Source organism: Modestobacter sp. VKM Ac-2977, assembly GCF_026968045.1.
In the GTDB taxonomy this organism is placed as follows: Bacteria; Actinomycetota; Actinomycetes; order Mycobacteriales; family Geodermatophilaceae; genus Modestobacter.
The window spans coordinates 749,047-765,034 of record NZ_JAPVBQ010000002.1; the positions used below are offsets into that span (position 1 = coordinate 749,047).

General features: G+C 72.9%; 12 protein-coding genes. 7 read left to right on the forward strand and 5 right to left on the reverse strand.

The window, feature by feature from the left end:
• The first annotated feature begins 21 nt into the window (after positions 1–21).
• From O2V63_RS11235 to O2V63_RS11245, 3 genes are all read left to right on the forward strand, one after another.
• Entirely contained in the window at positions 22–495 is a 474-nt protein-coding gene (locus O2V63_RS11235) for a Fur family transcriptional regulator (protein WP_269167606.1), read from the forward strand.
• Entirely contained in the window at positions 492–2,711 is a 2,220-nt protein-coding gene (katG, locus tag O2V63_RS11240) for a catalase/peroxidase HPI (protein ID WP_269167607.1), read from the forward strand. Before O2V63_RS11235 ends, katG begins: the two co-directional genes overlap by 4 nt.
• Positions 2,712–2,942: 231 nt before the next feature.
• On the forward strand, positions 2,943–3,608 hold the full coding sequence (locus O2V63_RS11245; protein ID WP_269167608.1) for a DUF305 domain-containing protein: 666 nt from the start codon (positions 2,943–2,945) through the stop codon (positions 3,606–3,608).
• A 30-nt stretch (positions 3,609–3,638) separates the two neighbouring features.
• Here O2V63_RS11245 and O2V63_RS11250 read toward each other — a convergent pair whose 3' ends face one another.
• The 3 genes from O2V63_RS11250 to O2V63_RS11260 form a co-directional block, all read right to left on the reverse strand.
• The gene (locus O2V63_RS11250) at positions 3,639–4,403 is read right to left on the reverse strand and encodes a hypothetical protein (RefSeq protein WP_269167609.1); all 765 of its coding nucleotides are present in this window, start codon (positions 4,401–4,403) and stop codon (positions 3,639–3,641) included.
• A 169-nt stretch (positions 4,404–4,572) separates the two neighbouring features.
• A complete protein-coding gene (locus O2V63_RS11255; protein WP_269167907.1) occupies positions 4,573–5,931 on the reverse strand; it encodes a polysaccharide deacetylase family protein in 1,359 nt (452 codons plus the stop codon).
• 169 nt (positions 5,932–6,100) lie between these two features.
• The gene (locus O2V63_RS11260) at positions 6,101–7,057 is read right to left on the reverse strand and encodes a DUF808 domain-containing protein (protein ID WP_269167610.1); all 957 of its coding nucleotides are present in this window, start codon (positions 7,055–7,057) and stop codon (positions 6,101–6,103) included.
• A 175-nt stretch (positions 7,058–7,232) separates the two neighbouring features.
• On the opposite strand from O2V63_RS11260, the gene dtd reads away from it, so the two are divergent.
• Both dtd and sigB read left to right on the forward strand, forming a co-directional pair.
• Entirely contained in the window at positions 7,233–7,664 is a 432-nt protein-coding gene (gene dtd, locus O2V63_RS11265; RefSeq protein ID WP_269167612.1) for a D-aminoacyl-tRNA deacylase, read from the forward strand.
• A gap of 263 nt (positions 7,665–7,927) precedes the next feature.
• The gene (sigB, locus tag O2V63_RS11270) at positions 7,928–8,911 is read left to right on the forward strand and encodes an RNA polymerase sigma factor SigB (RefSeq protein ID WP_206330605.1); all 984 of its coding nucleotides are present in this window, start codon (positions 7,928–7,930) and stop codon (positions 8,909–8,911) included.
• Between the two features lie 103 nt (positions 8,912–9,014).
• On the opposite strand, the gene O2V63_RS11275 is transcribed toward sigB, so the two are convergent.
• Together O2V63_RS11275 and O2V63_RS11280 are read right to left on the reverse strand one after the other, a co-directional pair.
• A complete protein-coding gene (locus O2V63_RS11275) occupies positions 9,015–11,723 on the reverse strand; it encodes a bifunctional acetate--CoA ligase family protein/GNAT family N-acetyltransferase (RefSeq protein WP_442929018.1) in 2,709 nt (902 codons plus the stop codon).
• Positions 11,707–12,891, reverse strand: coding sequence for an acetoin utilization protein AcuC (locus O2V63_RS11280; protein WP_269167614.1), 1,185 nt, complete (start codon positions 12,889–12,891; stop codon positions 11,707–11,709). Before O2V63_RS11280 ends, O2V63_RS11275 begins: the two co-directional genes overlap by 17 nt.
• A 194-nt stretch (positions 12,892–13,085) precedes the next feature.
• On the opposite strand from O2V63_RS11280, the gene O2V63_RS11285 reads away from it, so the two are divergent.
• Positions 13,086–13,805 (forward strand): metal-dependent transcriptional regulator, encoded by a 720-nt coding sequence (locus tag O2V63_RS11285; RefSeq protein ID WP_269167615.1) that lies wholly within the window; start codon positions 13,086–13,088, stop codon positions 13,803–13,805.
• Between the two features lie 92 nt (positions 13,806–13,897).
• Entirely contained in the window at positions 13,898–15,979 is a 2,082-nt protein-coding gene (locus O2V63_RS11290) for a S9 family peptidase (RefSeq protein WP_269167616.1), read from the forward strand.
• Positions 15,980–15,988 lie beyond the last annotated feature (9 nt).

The window sequence follows — 15,988 nt, forward strand, 5'->3', positions numbered from 1 at the left end:
GGAGCGGGCCACGATGACCCCGTGCCCGACCCGGCGGAGCTGGAGCGCGACCTGCGGACCGCGGGCCTGCGCGTCACGCGCCCCCGCCTGGCGGTCCTGGACGCCGTCCACACGCATCCGCACCTCGACACCGAGGCCCTCATCGGCGCCGCCCGCACCCGCCTGGCCTCGATCTCCCACCAGGCCGTCTACGACGTCCTGCGGGTGCTCACCGACACCGGTCTCGTCCGGCGCATCCAGCCGCAGGGCTCGGTCGCCCGGTACGAGGCGCGGGTCGGCGACAACCACCACCACCTGGTCTGCCGCGGCTGCGGCGCCATCGTCGACGTCGACTGCACCGTCGGGGCGGCCTCCTGCCTGACCCCCTCCGACGACGTCGGCTTCGCCGTCGACGAGGCCGAGGTCGTCTTCTGGGGCCGCTGCCCGAACTGCGCGGCCGACCACCCCACCGCCACTCCCCCGTCCCCGCCCGACGTCCAGAGAGGTCGACCGTGACCGACGAGTCCGACAAGATCAACACCGAGAGCACCAGCGAGAGCGAGAACCCGGCGATCTCCTCGCCGACCGCCAAGACCGACCAGCGGCCGCACACCAACCAGGACTGGTGGCCGAACCAGGTCGACCTGTCGGTGCTGAACAAGCCGTCGAGGGACTCCGACCCGCTCGGTGCGGAGTTCGACTACAGGACGGAGTTCGCCAAGCTGGACGTCGAGGAGCTCAAGCGCGACGTCGTCCAGGTGATGCGCACCTCGCAGGACTGGTGGCCGGCGGACTGGGGTCACTACGGCCCGCTGTTCATCCGCATGTCCTGGCACGCGGCCGGCACCTACCGCAGCGCCGACGGCCGCGGGGGCGGCGGCAGCGGCGAGCAGCGCTTCGCCCCGCTGAACAGCTGGCCGGACAACGCCAACCTGGACAAGGCGCGGCGCCTGCTGCTGCCGATCAAGCAGAAGTACGGCCGCAAGCTCTCCTGGGCCGACCTGCTCGTCCTCGCCGGCAACGTCGCGCACGACGACATGGGCCTGAAGACCTTCGGGTTCGGCTTCGGCCGGGAGGACGTCTGGCAGCCCGAGGAGGTCTTCTGGGGTCCGGAGGACACCTGGCTCGGCGACGAGCGCTACGGCGGCGACGACCCGCTCGACCTCGAGGAGGGCCCGCTCGCCAACGTCACCATGGGCCTCATCTACGTCAACCCCGAGGGGCCGCAGGGCCGGCCCGACCCGGTCGCGTCCGCGCACGACATCCGGGTGACGTTCAGCCGCATGGGGATGACCGATGAGGAGACCGTCGCCCTGATCGCCGGCGGCCACACGTTCGGCAAGACGCACGGCGCCGGTAACCCCGAGCTGGTCGGCACGGAGCCGGAGGGGTGCCCGGTGCACGGCAACGGCCTCGGCTGGATCAGCCAACACGGCACCGGCAAGGGCGCCGACACCATCACCAGTGGTCTGGAGGGCGCCTGGACCCCGACGCCCACGACGTGGGACAACACGTACTACGAGATGCTGTTCAGCTACGAGTGGGAGCTCACCGAGAGCCCCGCCGGCGCCAAGCAGTGGAAGCCGAAGGACGCCGAGGCGCAGGAGCTCGTCCCCGACGCCCACATCGAGGGCAAGAAGAACGCGCCGATGATGGCGACCACCGACATGGCCCTGATCATGGACCCCGGTTTCCGCGAGATCTCCGAGCGCTTCTACGCCGATCCGGAGCACTTCGCCGACTCCTACGCCCGGGCCTGGTTCAAGCTGCTGCACCGCGACATGGGCCCGAAGGCCCGCTACCTCGGGCCGGACGTGCCGACCGAGGAGCTGGTCTGGCAGGACCCGGTCCCCGCGGTCGACCACGAACTGGTCGACGAGCCCCAGGTCGCCGACCTGAAGCAGCGCCTGCTCTCCTCCGGGCTGACCGTCCCCCAGCTCGTGCACACCGCCTGGTCGGCGGCCGCGTCCTACCGCGGCACCGACAAGCGCGGGGGTGCCAACGGCGCCCGGCTCCGGCTGGAGCCGCAGATCAGCTGGGCGGTCAACGAGGGCGTCCGCGACGTGCTGCCGGTGCTGGAGCGGGTGAAGGCCGAGTTCGAGTCGCAGAGCGGCGCGAAGGTCTCCCTCGCCGACCTCATCGTCCTCGGCGGCGGCGCCGCGGTGGAGAAGGCCGCGGCCGACGCCGGTGTCCAGGTGACCGTGCCGTTCACCCCCGGCCGCACCGACGCCTCGCAGGAGCAGACGGACGTCGACAACTTCCGCTGGCTCGAGCTGCGGGCCGACGGCTTCCGCAACTGGCTCAAGCCGGGCAGCAAGCTGGGGCCGGAGACGCTGCTCGTCGACCGGGCCTACATGCTGGAGCTGACGCCCAAGGAGATGACCCTGCTGGTCGGTGGGCTGCGCGTGCTGGGCGCGACCACCGGCGGGGTGCAGCACGGGGTGTTCACCGACCGGCCGGGCGTGCTGTCGCAGGACTTCTTCCGCAACCTGCTCGACCTCGGCATCTCCTGGCGCACCTCGGTCGACACCGACGGCGTCTACGAGGGCCTGGACGCCGAGGGCACCGTCGTGCGGACGGCCACCGCAGCCGACCTCGTGTTCAACTCGAACTCGATCCTGCGCGGCATCGTCGAGGTCTACTCGGCCGACGACGCCCACGAGCAGTTCGCGCGCGACTTCGTCGCGGCCTGGGTCAAGGTGATGGAGCTCGACCGGTACGACGTGCGGTAGGCGTCTCCTGCCGGGCGCCCCGGGCCTGCCTCGTGCGGGCCGGGGCGCCCGGGCGCCCCACCCCCGCACGGTGAGCCGACAGGGCACCTCCCGCGTCGTTTATCCGCACGACCGTACGGGAATGCGGCTCGGGAGTGGGTCGACGCAGCGTCGCCACGACGCGGCCGTCTGACGGTGCGGCCGACGTCCGTGGACCCCCTCCACCGACGACGACAGAACGGAGATCCGGACATGGCGACGAAGAAGGACGTCGAGGGCACCGAGCAGGAGCACGGCGGGCAGGAGCACGGCGGACAGGAGCACGGCGAGCAGGAGCACGGCGGCGGGATGTCGCACCAGACGAAGATGTACCTGCGCTTCGCGGCCATGATCCTGACGGCCATGGTCGTCATGTACTGGACCATGTTCGCCAGCACGTGGGAGTGGAGCCACGTCCAGTTCAGCGAGAGCCGGGTGCTCATGGCGCTCACCATGGGCGGCACCATGGGGCTGATCATGCTCGCCTGGATGCTCAACATGTACAAGGACCTGAAGGGCAACATCGCCATCGTGGTGGCGAGCCTGCTGCTGCTGGGCGGCGGCATCGCCCTCGACCGCAGCCAGGTCACCGTGGACGACCGCAACTGGATGAGCGCGATGATCCCGCACCACTCCCTGGCCATCACCCGCTCCGAGCGCGCCGACATCGACGACATCCGCGTGTGCCAGCTCGCCGTCGACATCATCGTCGCCCAGGAGAAGGAGATCGCCGAGATGGAGTGGCTGATCGAGGACATCGAGGAGAACGGCGAGGCCGAGACGCTGGAGGAGGCGCTGGCCCGGCCCGTCCCGGAGTTCGACGGCTCCGCCCTGCGCGACTGCCCCGACCTCCCCACGTCGGGGTCCGACCAGCCCTGATCGAGCCCCGGAGTCCGACCCGGGATCGGGCTAGAGGGCCAGCAGCAAGGCCGTGAAGGCGATGCACGCGCCGCCGAGCACGGGGAGGTGCGCGCGTCCCGACCCGGGCAGCTGCTGCTTCAGGCTGGTGAGGACGATCGAGCCGACCAGCAGCGCGGAGAAGACGCGCACGGCTGCGTCGCCGAGGTCCACCGCGGCGCCGATCCCCCAGCCGACGAGGACAGCCGCGGCCAGGACCCACCGCCCCAACCGGTCGTAGGTGCGCGGGTCCTGGTCGCGCAGCGCGATCTCGCCGACGAGGTACCGGGCGGACAGGGCGACCGTGTAGAGAGCCAGCTCGGTCGGCCCCGGGCGCACCTGGTGCACGAGCAGGTAGCCGACGAAGAGGTTGAACACCAGGTACAGCGCGCCGCTCGCCCAGAACGGCCACGGGGTCGGGACGCCGCCTCGCTGCTGCTCCTCCCGGGCATCTCGGTCCTGGGCCCAGTCGAGCACCGCGTAGTACAGCAGCAGGCCGGCCAGCGCGACGAGGAACGGGCGTTCCGCCAGCAGCCCGAGCAGCCCCTGGACCGGACCGACCGGAGCCGCGGAGACGGGCTGCCCCAGGTCGGGGAGCAGGCGGACGAAGACGTAGGCGATCGCCAGTCCGCCGGCGAGCGACTGGAACCGAGCGGACCGGGGCGACACCTCCTGGCACAGCCTCGGCACGAGCACCTGCACGAACATCAACGCGCCGGCGGCCGCGAGGGCGCCGAGCGGCACGCCGCTCGCGCTCACCTGGGCAGCAGTCAGCATCGGGTGCGGCTCGCTCCGACGTGAGGACGGGCCCCGACCGGTAGGGACGCCGGGACGGATGAAGCCGGGACGGCACGGGGCTCTGGCATCCCGGCAGTCTCCCGCACGAGCACGCGTGCGGATCGTCCTGCCCGGCGACGGCCGGCCGCCGCCGGGTCCGAGGGCTGGCTCAGCCGGCGGGGATCGTCAGCTGCTGACCGACCTGGATGAGATCCGGGTTCGGGCCGATGGTGGCGCGGTTGGCCTGGTAGATCTCCCGCCACGTCGCGCTGTACCCCGATGCGATCGAGCCCAGGGTGTCCCCCGACTGCACGACGTAGGTCGTCGTCCCGCCGTCGGGCGGCGCCGGCGTACCGCCACCGCCGCCGGAGCTGCCGCCGGCACCGGGGATGGTCAGCCGCTGACCGACCTGGATGAGATCCGGGTTCGGGCCGATGGTGGCGCGGTTGGCCTGGTAGATCTCCCGCCACGTCGCGCTGTACCCCGACGCGATCGAGCCCAGGGTGTCACCCGACTGCACGACGTAGGTCGTCGTCCCGCCGTCGGGCGGCGCCGGCGTACCGCCACCGCCGCCGCCACCGCCACCGGAGCTGCCGCCGGCACCGGGGATGGTCAGCCGCTGACCGACCTGGATGAGATCCGGGTTCGGGCCGATGGTGGCGCGGTTGGCCTGGTAGATCTCCCGCCACGTCGCGCTGTACCCCGACGCGATCGAGCCCAGGGTGTCACCGGGCTGCACCACGTAGGTGCCGCCCTGGCCCGACCCCGACGGGAACGCGCGGCCCGCCGGATCGGTGAAGGTGTAGCCGCGGGAGGCGTAGTAGGAGATGACGTCGTCCAGCGCGGCCACGGTGTTCTGCCGGTATCCGCCGCCGTCGTGCATGAGCACGATCGGGTGCGCGCTGCGCGGCGACGTGGCGCGGTCGATGATCTGCTGCTGGAACGACGAGCTCCAGCTCGCCGGGGTCGACCAGTCCCGGGTGTCCAGCGACCAGTCGACGACGGTCATCCCCCGGTCCCAGGCCAGGCCGGCGATCGCGGGATCGCGGTGGATGCCGAACGGGCCGCGGAAGAAGCACGGGGTCGTTCCGCTGGCGTTCTCGATCGTCTGCGTCGCCCGCTCGATCTGGGCCACCCGGGCCGCCGGGGCGAGTTGGCTGAGGTCGGGGTGCGACCAGGTGTGGTTCCCGATGGCGTGCCCCTCGGCGACGATCCGCTGCACCAGGTCCGGGTGGGCGGCGGCCTGGTCCCCGCGCACGAAGAACGTGGCCTTGACGCCGGCGGACCGCAGCACGTCCAGCACATCCGGGGTGTTCTGCGGCAGCGGGCCGTCGTCGAACGTCAGTGCGACGGTGCGGTCGGCCGTGGCCGGCGTGGTGTCCAGCACGGTGCGGATCGGTGCCGGGCACTCGGCCGCCTGCGCGGCGTGGCCGCCGAGCACCTGCCCGGTGCAGAGCAGGGCCGCTGCGGCGACCACCCCCGCCAGCCGGGCTCCCCGTCGCCGTCCGTCGGTCCTCGTCGCCCCCATGGCGTCCACGTCGTCGTCCCCCTCGTGATCAACGTCCTCCCAGGCTCGCACGGACGTCTCACAGGTCAAGGGCAGCGGATCGACACCGGACGGATCGTCACGAGACCGTCATCGCGCCAGGTCGCCGGACGCCGGACGCCGCCGGCCCACCGGTGCAGGCGGGCACCCGCTAGTGCGTCCCGCGCTCGCTCGCCGACTCTGCCTTCCGGCGGTGCAGCGTGAGGGTCAGGACGGCCACCACCACGGCCCCGACGGCGAGCCCGAGGACGGCGCTGCCGAGGGTGTTGACCAGCCACCCCACGACCGACCCGAGGGCCCCGGTCGCCTCCGCGGCGGCCTCCTCCAGGTGGTGCACGACGTCGTAGAGGAAGGTCAGACCCAGCTCGTCGGTGCCGACGAGCAGGATGTGCCCACCCACCCACAGCATCGCGGCGGTCCCGACCACGGTGAGCGCGCTGAGCAGCTTCGGCATCCCCTTGACCAGCCCGCGACCGAACCGGGCGACGCCCTTGCCGGGACGCTGGGAGAGGTGCAGGCCGACGTCGTCCATCTTCACGATGAGGCCGACGACGCCGTACACCAGCACGGTGATCCCCACGGCGACGACGGCGAGGATGACCGCGCGGGACCAGAAGCCCTGGTCGACCACCTCGTTCAGCGAGATGACCATGATCTCGGCCGACAGGATGAAGTCGGTGCGCACGGCCCCGGACACGATGGTCTTCTCGTCCGGCAGCGCGTCCTCCACCGTGGCGTGGGTCTCCTCGTGCGGCCGCAGCCGGTGCCAGATCTTCTCCGCCCCCTCGTAGCAGAGGTAGGCGCCGCCGACCATGAGGATCGGGGTGAGGAGGAAGGGCAGGAACTCGCTGAGTAGCAGCACCGCGGGCAGGATGATCAGCAGCTTGTTGCGCAGCGACCCGAGGGCGATCTTCCGGATGATCGGCAGCTCGCGCTCGGCGTTCAGCCCGTGCACGTACTGCGGCGTCACCGCGGTGTCGTCGACGACGACACCGGCGGCCTTCATGCTCGCCCGCCCGGCCGCCGCCCCGATGTCGTCGATCGAGGCCGCGGCGGCACGCGCCAGCACGGCCACGTCGTCGAGGAGAGCTACGAGTCCACCCGCCACGGGAGGTCCTTCCGGTCGGTCGGCACGCGCGTGCCGTCTGGGTGGTCATGGTGACTGGTGCGGCCGGACGGCGCACCACGCGACGTCCCGCGCCGAGAGCAGTGTGGAGCACCCGCTCGGCCCAGCGGGCGCACCCGGCCGCGACCGGCGCGGACCGTCGGTCGAGGATCATGCCGTGCGTGCGGTGGTGAGCCGGGTCAGCCGGGCATCGGTGACGGTGGCCGACGAGGTGGTCGGCAGGATCGGCCCGGGCCTGCTGGCCCTGGTGGGGGTCGGCCGGGACGACGACGCCGACCGGGCACGCGCCATGGCCCGGAAGCTGCACGAACTCCGGGTGTTCCCCACCGACGACGGTGCCCGCTCGGTCGGCGACCTCGGGCTGCCGGTGCTCGTGGTCAGCCAGTTCACCCTCTACGCCGACACCCGCAAGGGTCGCCGCCCGTCCTGGGCGGACGCCGCCCCGGGCGAGCTGGCCGAGCCGCTGGTCGAGGAGGTGGTGGCCGACCTCCGCCGACGCGGCACCGAGGTCGCCACCCGGCGGTTCGGGGCGCGGATGGCGGTCGCCTCGGTGAACGAGGGCCCGATGACCTTGCAGTTGGAGGTCTAGCCCCGGCGTCGCCGGGTACCCCTCCGTCGTCCCCCGCGTGCTCGGCACCCGCCCGCGGAGCGCCACACCTGGACGTTCCCTGTGAGTTGAGCCGCTCCGGAACACCGACCCACCCGGGTCCGTTGCACACGATGTACCACACGGACAGAAACGGCTGGAGAGCCACCCGGTGACGCCGGGCCGACGCTCTGACCTCCACCGGGGTGTACCGCACATCGACGACGCGGCGCATCCGGACCCCGAAGCAAGGACGAAGACTCATCGTGACCGTGCTGCAGTCCTCCCCCACCGACACCCTCGAGGTGCGCTCCCCGCGCCGTGCCCCGGACACCAGTGGCCTGGTGTCGACGGACCTGGTGCGCGTCTACCTCAACACCATCGGCAAGACCGCGCTGCTGACCGCCGAGCAGGAGGTCGAGCTGGCCAAGCGGATCGAGGCCGGGCTCTACGCCGACCGCCTGCTGGGCGAGCGGCAGCTGACCCCCGCCGTGAAGCGGGACTACAAGCTGCTGGCCGCTGACGGCAAGGCGGCCAAGGCCCACCTGCTGGAGGCCAACCTGCGCCTGGTCGTCTCGGTGGCCAAGCGCTACACCGGCCACGGCATGACGTTCCTGGACCTGATCCAGGAGGGCAACGTCGGGCTGATCCGGGCCGTCGAGAAGTTCGACTACACCAAGGGCTTCAAGTTCTCGACCTACGCGACGTGGTGGATCCGTCAGGCCATCACCCGCGCCATGGCCGACTCCGGCCGGACGATCCGGCTGCCCGTCCACCTGGCCGAGCAGGTCAACAAGGTGGTGCGCACCCGCCGCCGGATCCACCAGGAGCTGGAGCGCGAGCCCACCGCCGAGGAGCTGGGTCTCGAGCTCGACCTGACGCCCGAGCGGATCACCGAGCTGCTGGAGTACTCCCGCGACCTGGTCTCCCTCGACCAGACCGTCGGTGCCGACGAGGAGTCCCGGCTCGGTGACTTCATCGAGGACGCCGACGCCGCGGTCGCCGAGGACGCCGTCGCGTTCCAGATGATGAAGGGCGACGTGCGCAACGTCCTGAAGACCCTGGAGGACCGCGAGCGGGACGTCGTCATCATGCGGTTCGGCCTGGACGGCGAGCAGCCGCGGACGCTCGAGCAGATCGGCAAGCGCTTCGGGCTCTCCCGCGAGCGGGTGCGCCAGATCGAGCGCGAGACGATGACCAAGCTGCGGGCCCCGCAGCGCGCCGACGCCCTCCGGGACTACCTGGGCTGAGCAGTGCGCAGCGTCGTCGCCCCGCGATGACACCGACGCGGAGAGCCGGGTCGCCTCACGGCGGCCCGGCTCTCCGCGTCTCGACGGTCGGGTGGCCGGAGGATCACGGGGTGGCCGGGCGGAACATCCGGCGTGGGCCGGTGTCCACCCGCGCCGTCGGCTGGCCGATCCGGACGGTCGCACCGGCGACCACGAGCGACCGGCCACCGTGCCAGGCGTCCGCGGGGCCGACGATCACCGGCTCCAGGGTGAGCGACAGCACCTCGGGCAGGTCGTCGCCGAGCCGGGCGACCCGCAGCAGCAGCTCCTCCAACGCGGCGGTGTCGACCGGCGTGCTCCCGCGGTAGCCGTTCAGCAGCGGCCAGGCCCGCGGCTCGCGGACCAGCTCGGCGGCGTCCAGGTCGGTCAGCGGCAGCGTGCGGTAGGCCCGGTCGCCGAGCAGGTCGGTGGCGACCCCGCCCACCCCGAAGCTCACCAGCGCACCGAAGGACGGGTCGTCGACGATGTCGACGACGGTGGCCACCCCCGGAGCCGACTGCTCCTGCACGATGACCGGGTCACCGGCTGGGATGGCGGCGAACGCACTGCGCACGTCCTCGGCATCGGCCAGGTCGAACCGCATGCCGCCGAGGTCGCGGCGGTCCCGCAGCCACGGCGCCGTCGACTTCAGCACCACCGGGTAGCCGATCTCCTCGGCGGCCGCGACGGCCGCCTCGACGTCCTCGACCCGGCGCGTGCCCAGCATCGGCACCCCGTAGGCACCCAGCAGCGCCATCGTCTCCTCGTCGGAGAGAGCGCGGCCCTCCGGTGCCGCGCCGAGCGCGGACTCGACCACCTCCCGGGCGGCTGCCTCGTCGATGCCCCCGAGCTCGGGGACGACGCCGAGGGGGCGCCGACGCCAGCGGGCGTACTCGCTGATCTTCGCCAGCGCCATGACGGCCCGCTCGGGAGTGGAGAACGACGGCACCGAGCCACGGCCCGGCATGCCGTGCTCGTCCCGGACGACCAGCTCGGCGGGGATGCCCTCGGTGGACAGGAAGTTGGCCACCAGCGGCTTCTCCGCCGTGCGGGAGACCTCGCGGAGGACCCGGCCGAAGGGCTGCTCGCCCTGCAGCAGCGGCGGCAGGAAGACCGCCACCACCGAGTCGACGCCCTCGTCGTCCAGCGCGGCCTGCAGTGCGGCCCGGAAGTCCTCCGGCGCGGCCTGGGTGCCGATGTCGACGGGCCGCTCGTGGGCCAGCTCCAGCCCCTGCTCCAGGACGGCGTCGGCGACGAGCACCCCCATGGCGGTGGAGTTGCCGACGATGGCGACCCGGTCGCCGGCCGGCAGCGGCTGATGGGCCAGCAGCGTGCCCACGTCGAAGAGCTGGGCGAGCGTCTCGACCCGGATGACGCCGGCGGAGGCGAACAGCGCGGCCACCGACTGCTCGGGAACGGCGACGCTGGTGCCGGCCAGCCCGGCGGTCATGCCCACGTGCCGGCCGCTCTTGACCGCCACCACCGGCTTGGTGCGGCCGACCCCGCGCGCGAGCCGGGCGAACTTGCGCGGGTTGCCGAAGCTCTCCAGGTGCAGCAGCACGACCTCGGTGCCGGGGTCGCTCGCCCAGTACTGGAGCATGTCGTTGCCGCTGACGTCGGCCCGGTTGCCCGCGGAGACGAAGCTGGACAGCCCGATCCCCCGGGCGCGGGCGCGCTCCAGCAGCGCGACGCCCAGCGCACCGGACTGGGCGAAGAAGCCCACCCGCCCGCGGCCGGGCACGTCGGGGGCCAGGCTGGCGTTCAGCCGGACGTCCGGGTCGGTGTTCACGATCCCCAGGCAGTTGGGGCCGACCACCCGCATCCCGGACGCCCGGGCCGAGGCGACCAGGGCGCGCTCGGCAGCCCGGCCCTCGGGCCCGGTCTCCCCGAAGCCACCGGAGATGACCACCAGCCCGTGCACGTTCTTGCGCCGGCAGGCCTCGACCACCGCGGCCACCTCGTCGGCCGGCACGGCCAGGACGGCGAGGTCCACGTCGTCGGGGATGGCCTCGATGGACGCGTGCGCGGGCACCCCGCGGACGTGCCGCACCGCCGGGTTCACCGGGTAGATCGGCCCGGCGAACCCGTACTCGAGCAGGTTGTGCAGCACCGCGTGGCCGACCTTGGCCGGGTCGTTGCTGGCGCCCACGACGGCCACGGAGCCGGGGTTTAGCAGCCGGCCGATGGAGCGGGACTCGCTGCGCTGCTCGCGTTCGTGCGCCACCGCGAGGGACTGCTCGGTGGGGGCGATCGGGAAGGTCAGGTGCACCACGCCGTCCTCGTAGGACCGCTTGGCCGAGTACCCGGCGTCGAGGAAGACCCGCACCATCTGGCTGTTCTGGCTGAGCACCTCGGCGACGAACCGCTTGATCCCCCGCTCCCGGGCGGCCGCGGCCAGGTGTTCCAGCAGCACCGACCCGAGCCCGCGCCGCTGGTGGGTGTCCTCGATCAGGAAGGCGACCTCGGCGTCGTCGGTGCCCGGGTAGCGGTCGTACCGGCCGACGCCGACCAGCCGGTCGCCCAGCAGCACCACGAACGCCACCCGGGCGTCGTGGTCGACGTGGGTGAAGCGGTGCAGGTCCTTGTCCGACAGCCGCCGCATCGGCCCGAAGAACCGGTAGTAGCGGGTCTGGTCGGAGCTGCGGTCCATCAGCCCGACGATCCCGTCGGCGTCGTCGGGGGTGATCGGGCGCAGGTGCACGGTGCCACCGTCGGCGGCCACCACGTCGGCCTCCCAGTGCGGAGGCGGAGGAGGCGGCGGCGGCGCGGTCAGTTCCTCAGTCACGGGGGTCATCCGGGTCGAGTCCGAAGTAGGGGAAGGAGGCGGTGCGGGTGCGCAGGACGGCGCGGTCGACCCGGTTCTCGGTGAACGGGTCCCAGCGGTGGAAGCCGACGTAGCCGCCCTCGGTCATCGAGCCCGGCGGCGGGGTGCGCAGACCCCGGCGCCGGACGTCGTCCTGCCAGCTCTGCGGGATCTCGGTGTCCGGCGCCAACCGGTCACCGCCGGCCTCGGCGAGGAGGTGGGTCCAGGCCCGCGGCACGCAGCGGACCAGGCCGTAGCCGCCGCCGCCCAGGGCGATCCACCGGCCGTCGCACACCTCGTGCGCCAGGTCGTGCACGGCGCGGTAGGAGGCCCGCTGCCCGTCGACGGTCAGCCCGAGGTCGGCCAGCGGGTCCTCGTGGTGGGCGTCGCAGCCGCACTGGGTGATGAGGATCTGCGGGTCGAACGCGCGCACCACGCTGGGCACCACGGCGGTGAACGCCCGCAGCCAGCCGGAGTCGTCGGTGCCGTTGGGCAGCGCCAGGTTGACCGCGCTGCCCAGCGCCTTCCCCGGGCCGCCGGTCTCCTCGGGGAAGCCGGTGCCGGGGAAGATGGTGAGCGGGGTCTGGTGGATGCTGACGGTGAGCACCCGGGGGTCGTCGTAGAACGCGGCCTGGACGCCGTCGCCGTGGTGCACGTCGAGGTCGACGTAGGCGATCCGCTCCCAGCCCTGACCCAGCAGCCAGGCGATGGCCACCGCGGCGTCGTTGAAGACGCAGAAGCCCGAGGCCTGGTCGCGCATGGCGTGGTGGAGACCCCCGGCGATGTTGACCGCGTGCTGGGCCCGACCGCTGGAGACCAGCTCGGCGGCGAGCACGCTGCCCCCGGTGATCAGGGCCGCCGCCTCGTACATGCCCGGGAACACCGGGTTGTCCGGGGTGCCCAGGCCGTGGCCGACGCCGTACGGGTCGTCCGGGGCGCGGCGCACGGCCTCCAGGTAGGCCGGGTCGTGCGCGAGCGTGAGCAGCTCCGGGCCCGCCGGCTCGGGCGTGACCACCTCGATCCGCGAGGAGTCCAGGACGCCGAGGGAGTCGGCCAGCCGCATGGTCAGGTCCAACCGCACCGGGTGCATGGGGTGGTCACCGCCCATGGTGTAGCCGAGCAGGGCGTCGTCCCAGACCACGGTCACGGCGTCGCTCACGGGCGCTCCCCTCGCCGGGGCGGGCCGGGGCGCGGCGCTGCGGTGCTCCTCGTCGAGCGGGCGAGCTCCATCACCTGCCCGACGCTACCGCTGCGGCCCTGGCAGCGCGCCCGCCGACCCGAACGCATGAGATCCGCCCGTCCAGTGGCCCGACCCTCGTAGGATCGGGGCGAACCTGACGGAGGAGTGTGGACGTGAACGACCTCATCGACACCACGGAGATGTACCTCCGGACCATCTTCGAGCTCGAGGAAGAGGGGATCGTCCCGCTGCGGGCCCGGATCGCCGAGCGCCTGCACCAGAGCGGCCCGACCGTGAGCCAGACGGTGGCCCGGATGGAGCGGGACGGCCTGCTCTCGGTCCAGGGCGACCGGCACCTCCAGCTCTCCGACGAGGGCCGCGAGCTCGCCACGGCCGTGATGCGCAAGCACCGGCTGGCCGAGTGCCTGCTGGTCGACGTCATCGGGCTCGACTACGCCGACGTGCACGAAGAGGCCTGCCGCTGGGAGCACGTGATGAGCGAGGCGGTGGAGCGCAAGCTGCTCAGCCTGCTCGGCAACCCGACGGTCTCGCCGTTCGGCAACCCGATCCCCGGCCTGGACGCCCTGGGCGGCGACACCTCGGCGGTGCTCGACGCGCTGACCCTGCTGTCAGCGACCGCGACCCCCGAGGGCCGGCAGGTCGTCGTCCGGCGGATCAGCGAGCAGCTGCAGGAGGACGCCCCGCTGCTGCGCTCGCTGGCCGACCACGGCGTGCGGCCGGGCTCGACGGTCACCGCCACGCTGACCGACGGTGCGGTGCTGGTCGACGGCGTCGCCCTGCAGCCCGGGGTCGCCCAGCACGTCTTCGTCAGCGCGGTCGACGAGGAGCTGTCCCCGGTCGAGGCGGCCGAGGCGACCGCCGGGGTCGGCTGACCGCAGGGAGGTCGTTCGCTGGGCTCACGACCTCGCGCCCTTCTCACTAGGCTCCGGTGCGACCTGTCCGGACGCGCAGAGAGAAGGCCCCGGTGAGCGACACCGCAGCTCCGCTCGAGCAGAGCGACGACACCCCGCCCAGCCCGTTCCACCGGATCGCGGACTTCGTCGCTCTCCCCCGGCTCGGCGGCCTGGCCCTCTCTCCCGACGGCAGCCGGCTGGTCACCTCGGTGGCCACGCTGGACGCCGAGAGCAAGAAGTGGCAGTCCGCGCTCTGGGAGGTCGACCCGGCCGGGCAGCGGGACGCCCGGCGGCTGACCCGCGGGGCGAGCGGTGAGTCCTCGCCGGTGTTCGCCCCCGCCGGCGACCTGCTGTTCACCTCGACCCGGCCCGATCCCACCGCGGCCAAGGACGGCGGCGACCCGAAGCCGGCCCTGTGGGCGCTGCCTGCCGACGGCGGTGAGGCCCGGCTGGTGCTGCAGCGGAGCGCCGGCGTGACCGGTGTCGCGGTCGCCGCCGACACCGGTGACGTGGTCGTCGTCGCCAGCACGATGCCCGGCGCCCCGGATGCCGAGGCCGACGAGGAGCTCCGCACCCGGCGCAAGGACGCGGGCGTCAGCGCACTGCTGCACGAGAGCTACCCGGTGCGCTACTGGGACCACGACCTGGGCCCTGCGGTGCCGCACGTGTACTGGATCGGCCAGCTGCCGGCGGAGACCGTCCCGGGCACGCCGGCGGCCACGCCGCAGTGGCGGGACCTGACCCCGGAGGCGGGCCCGCCGCTGGGCTCGGGCACCGACCTGGCCGTCTCGCCCGACGGCCGGTGGGTGGCGCGCAGCGAGGAGCTGCCCGACGGCCCGGCCGGACGACGATCCCGGCTGGTGCTCATCGAGGTGGCGACCGGGGAGACCCGGGTCCTCGTCGACGACCCGCTGGCCGACATCTCCGCCGCCCACTTCTCCCCCGACTCCCGGCGGGTGGTGTGCGACCGGGAGTCCGCCTCCACCTACGCCGAGCCGCCGGACCACACGCTGCTGCTGGTCGACGTCACCACCGCCGAGACCCGGGAGCTGACCCCCGGGTTCGACCGCTGGCCCAGCGCGCCGCAGTTCTCCGCCGACGGCACGGCCGTGTACTTCCTGGCCGACGACGACGGCCGGCACGCGGTCTTCCGGGCCGCGCTGGACGGCAGCCCACCGGTGCGGCTGAGCGACCAGGGCGCCTACAGCGACCTGCAGGTCGCCCGGGACGGCAGTGCGCTCTACGCCCTGCGTTCCGGCTACGACACCCCGCCGGTGCCGGTGCGGCTGGACCCGCACGCCCCGGGGCAGGACCCGGCCGCGCTGCCGAACCCGGGCACGATCAGCAGCTTCCCCGGGACGCTGCGCGAGCTGGACGCCACCGCGGCCGACGGCACCCGGGTCCAGTCGTGGCTGGTGCTCCCCGAGGGCGCCGACGCGACCAACCCGGCGCCGCTGGTGCTGTGGGTGCACGGCGGCCCGCTGATGAGCTGGAACTCCTGGTCCTGGCGCTGGACGCCGTGGGTGCTCGCCGCCCGGGGGTACGCCGTGCTGCTGCCCAACCCGGCGCTGTCGCAGGGGTTCGGTCAGGACTTCGTGCGTCGCGGCTGGGGTGAGTGGGGCGACGCGCCGTACACCGACCTGATGGCGGCGGTGGACGCCGCGGAGGCGCTCCCGGAGATCGACCAGACCCGGACAGCGGCCATGGGCGGCTCGTTCGGCGGGTACATGGCCAACTGGATCGCCACCCAGACCGACCGCTTCCGGGCGATCGTCACCCACGCCAGCCTGTGGCACCTGGACGGGTTCATCGGGGCGACCGACGCTGCGTACTACTGGGAGAAGGAGTTCGGCGACCCGCTGACCGAGCCGAAGCGGTACGAGCAGAACTCCCCGCACCGCTACGCCGACGCGATCCGGACGCCGATGCTGGTCATCCACGGCGACAAGGACTACCGCGTGCCGATCGGCGAGGGCCTGCGGCTCTGGTACGACCTGCAGAAGCGTGGGGTGCCGTCGAAGTTCCTGTACTTCCCGGACGAGAACCACTGGGTGCTCACCCCGGGGAACGCGGCGGTCTGGTACGAGACCGTGCTGGCCTTCCTCGCCGAGCACGTGCTCGGCGAGGAGTGGCGGCGTCCGGAGCTGCTCTGAGGGCACCGT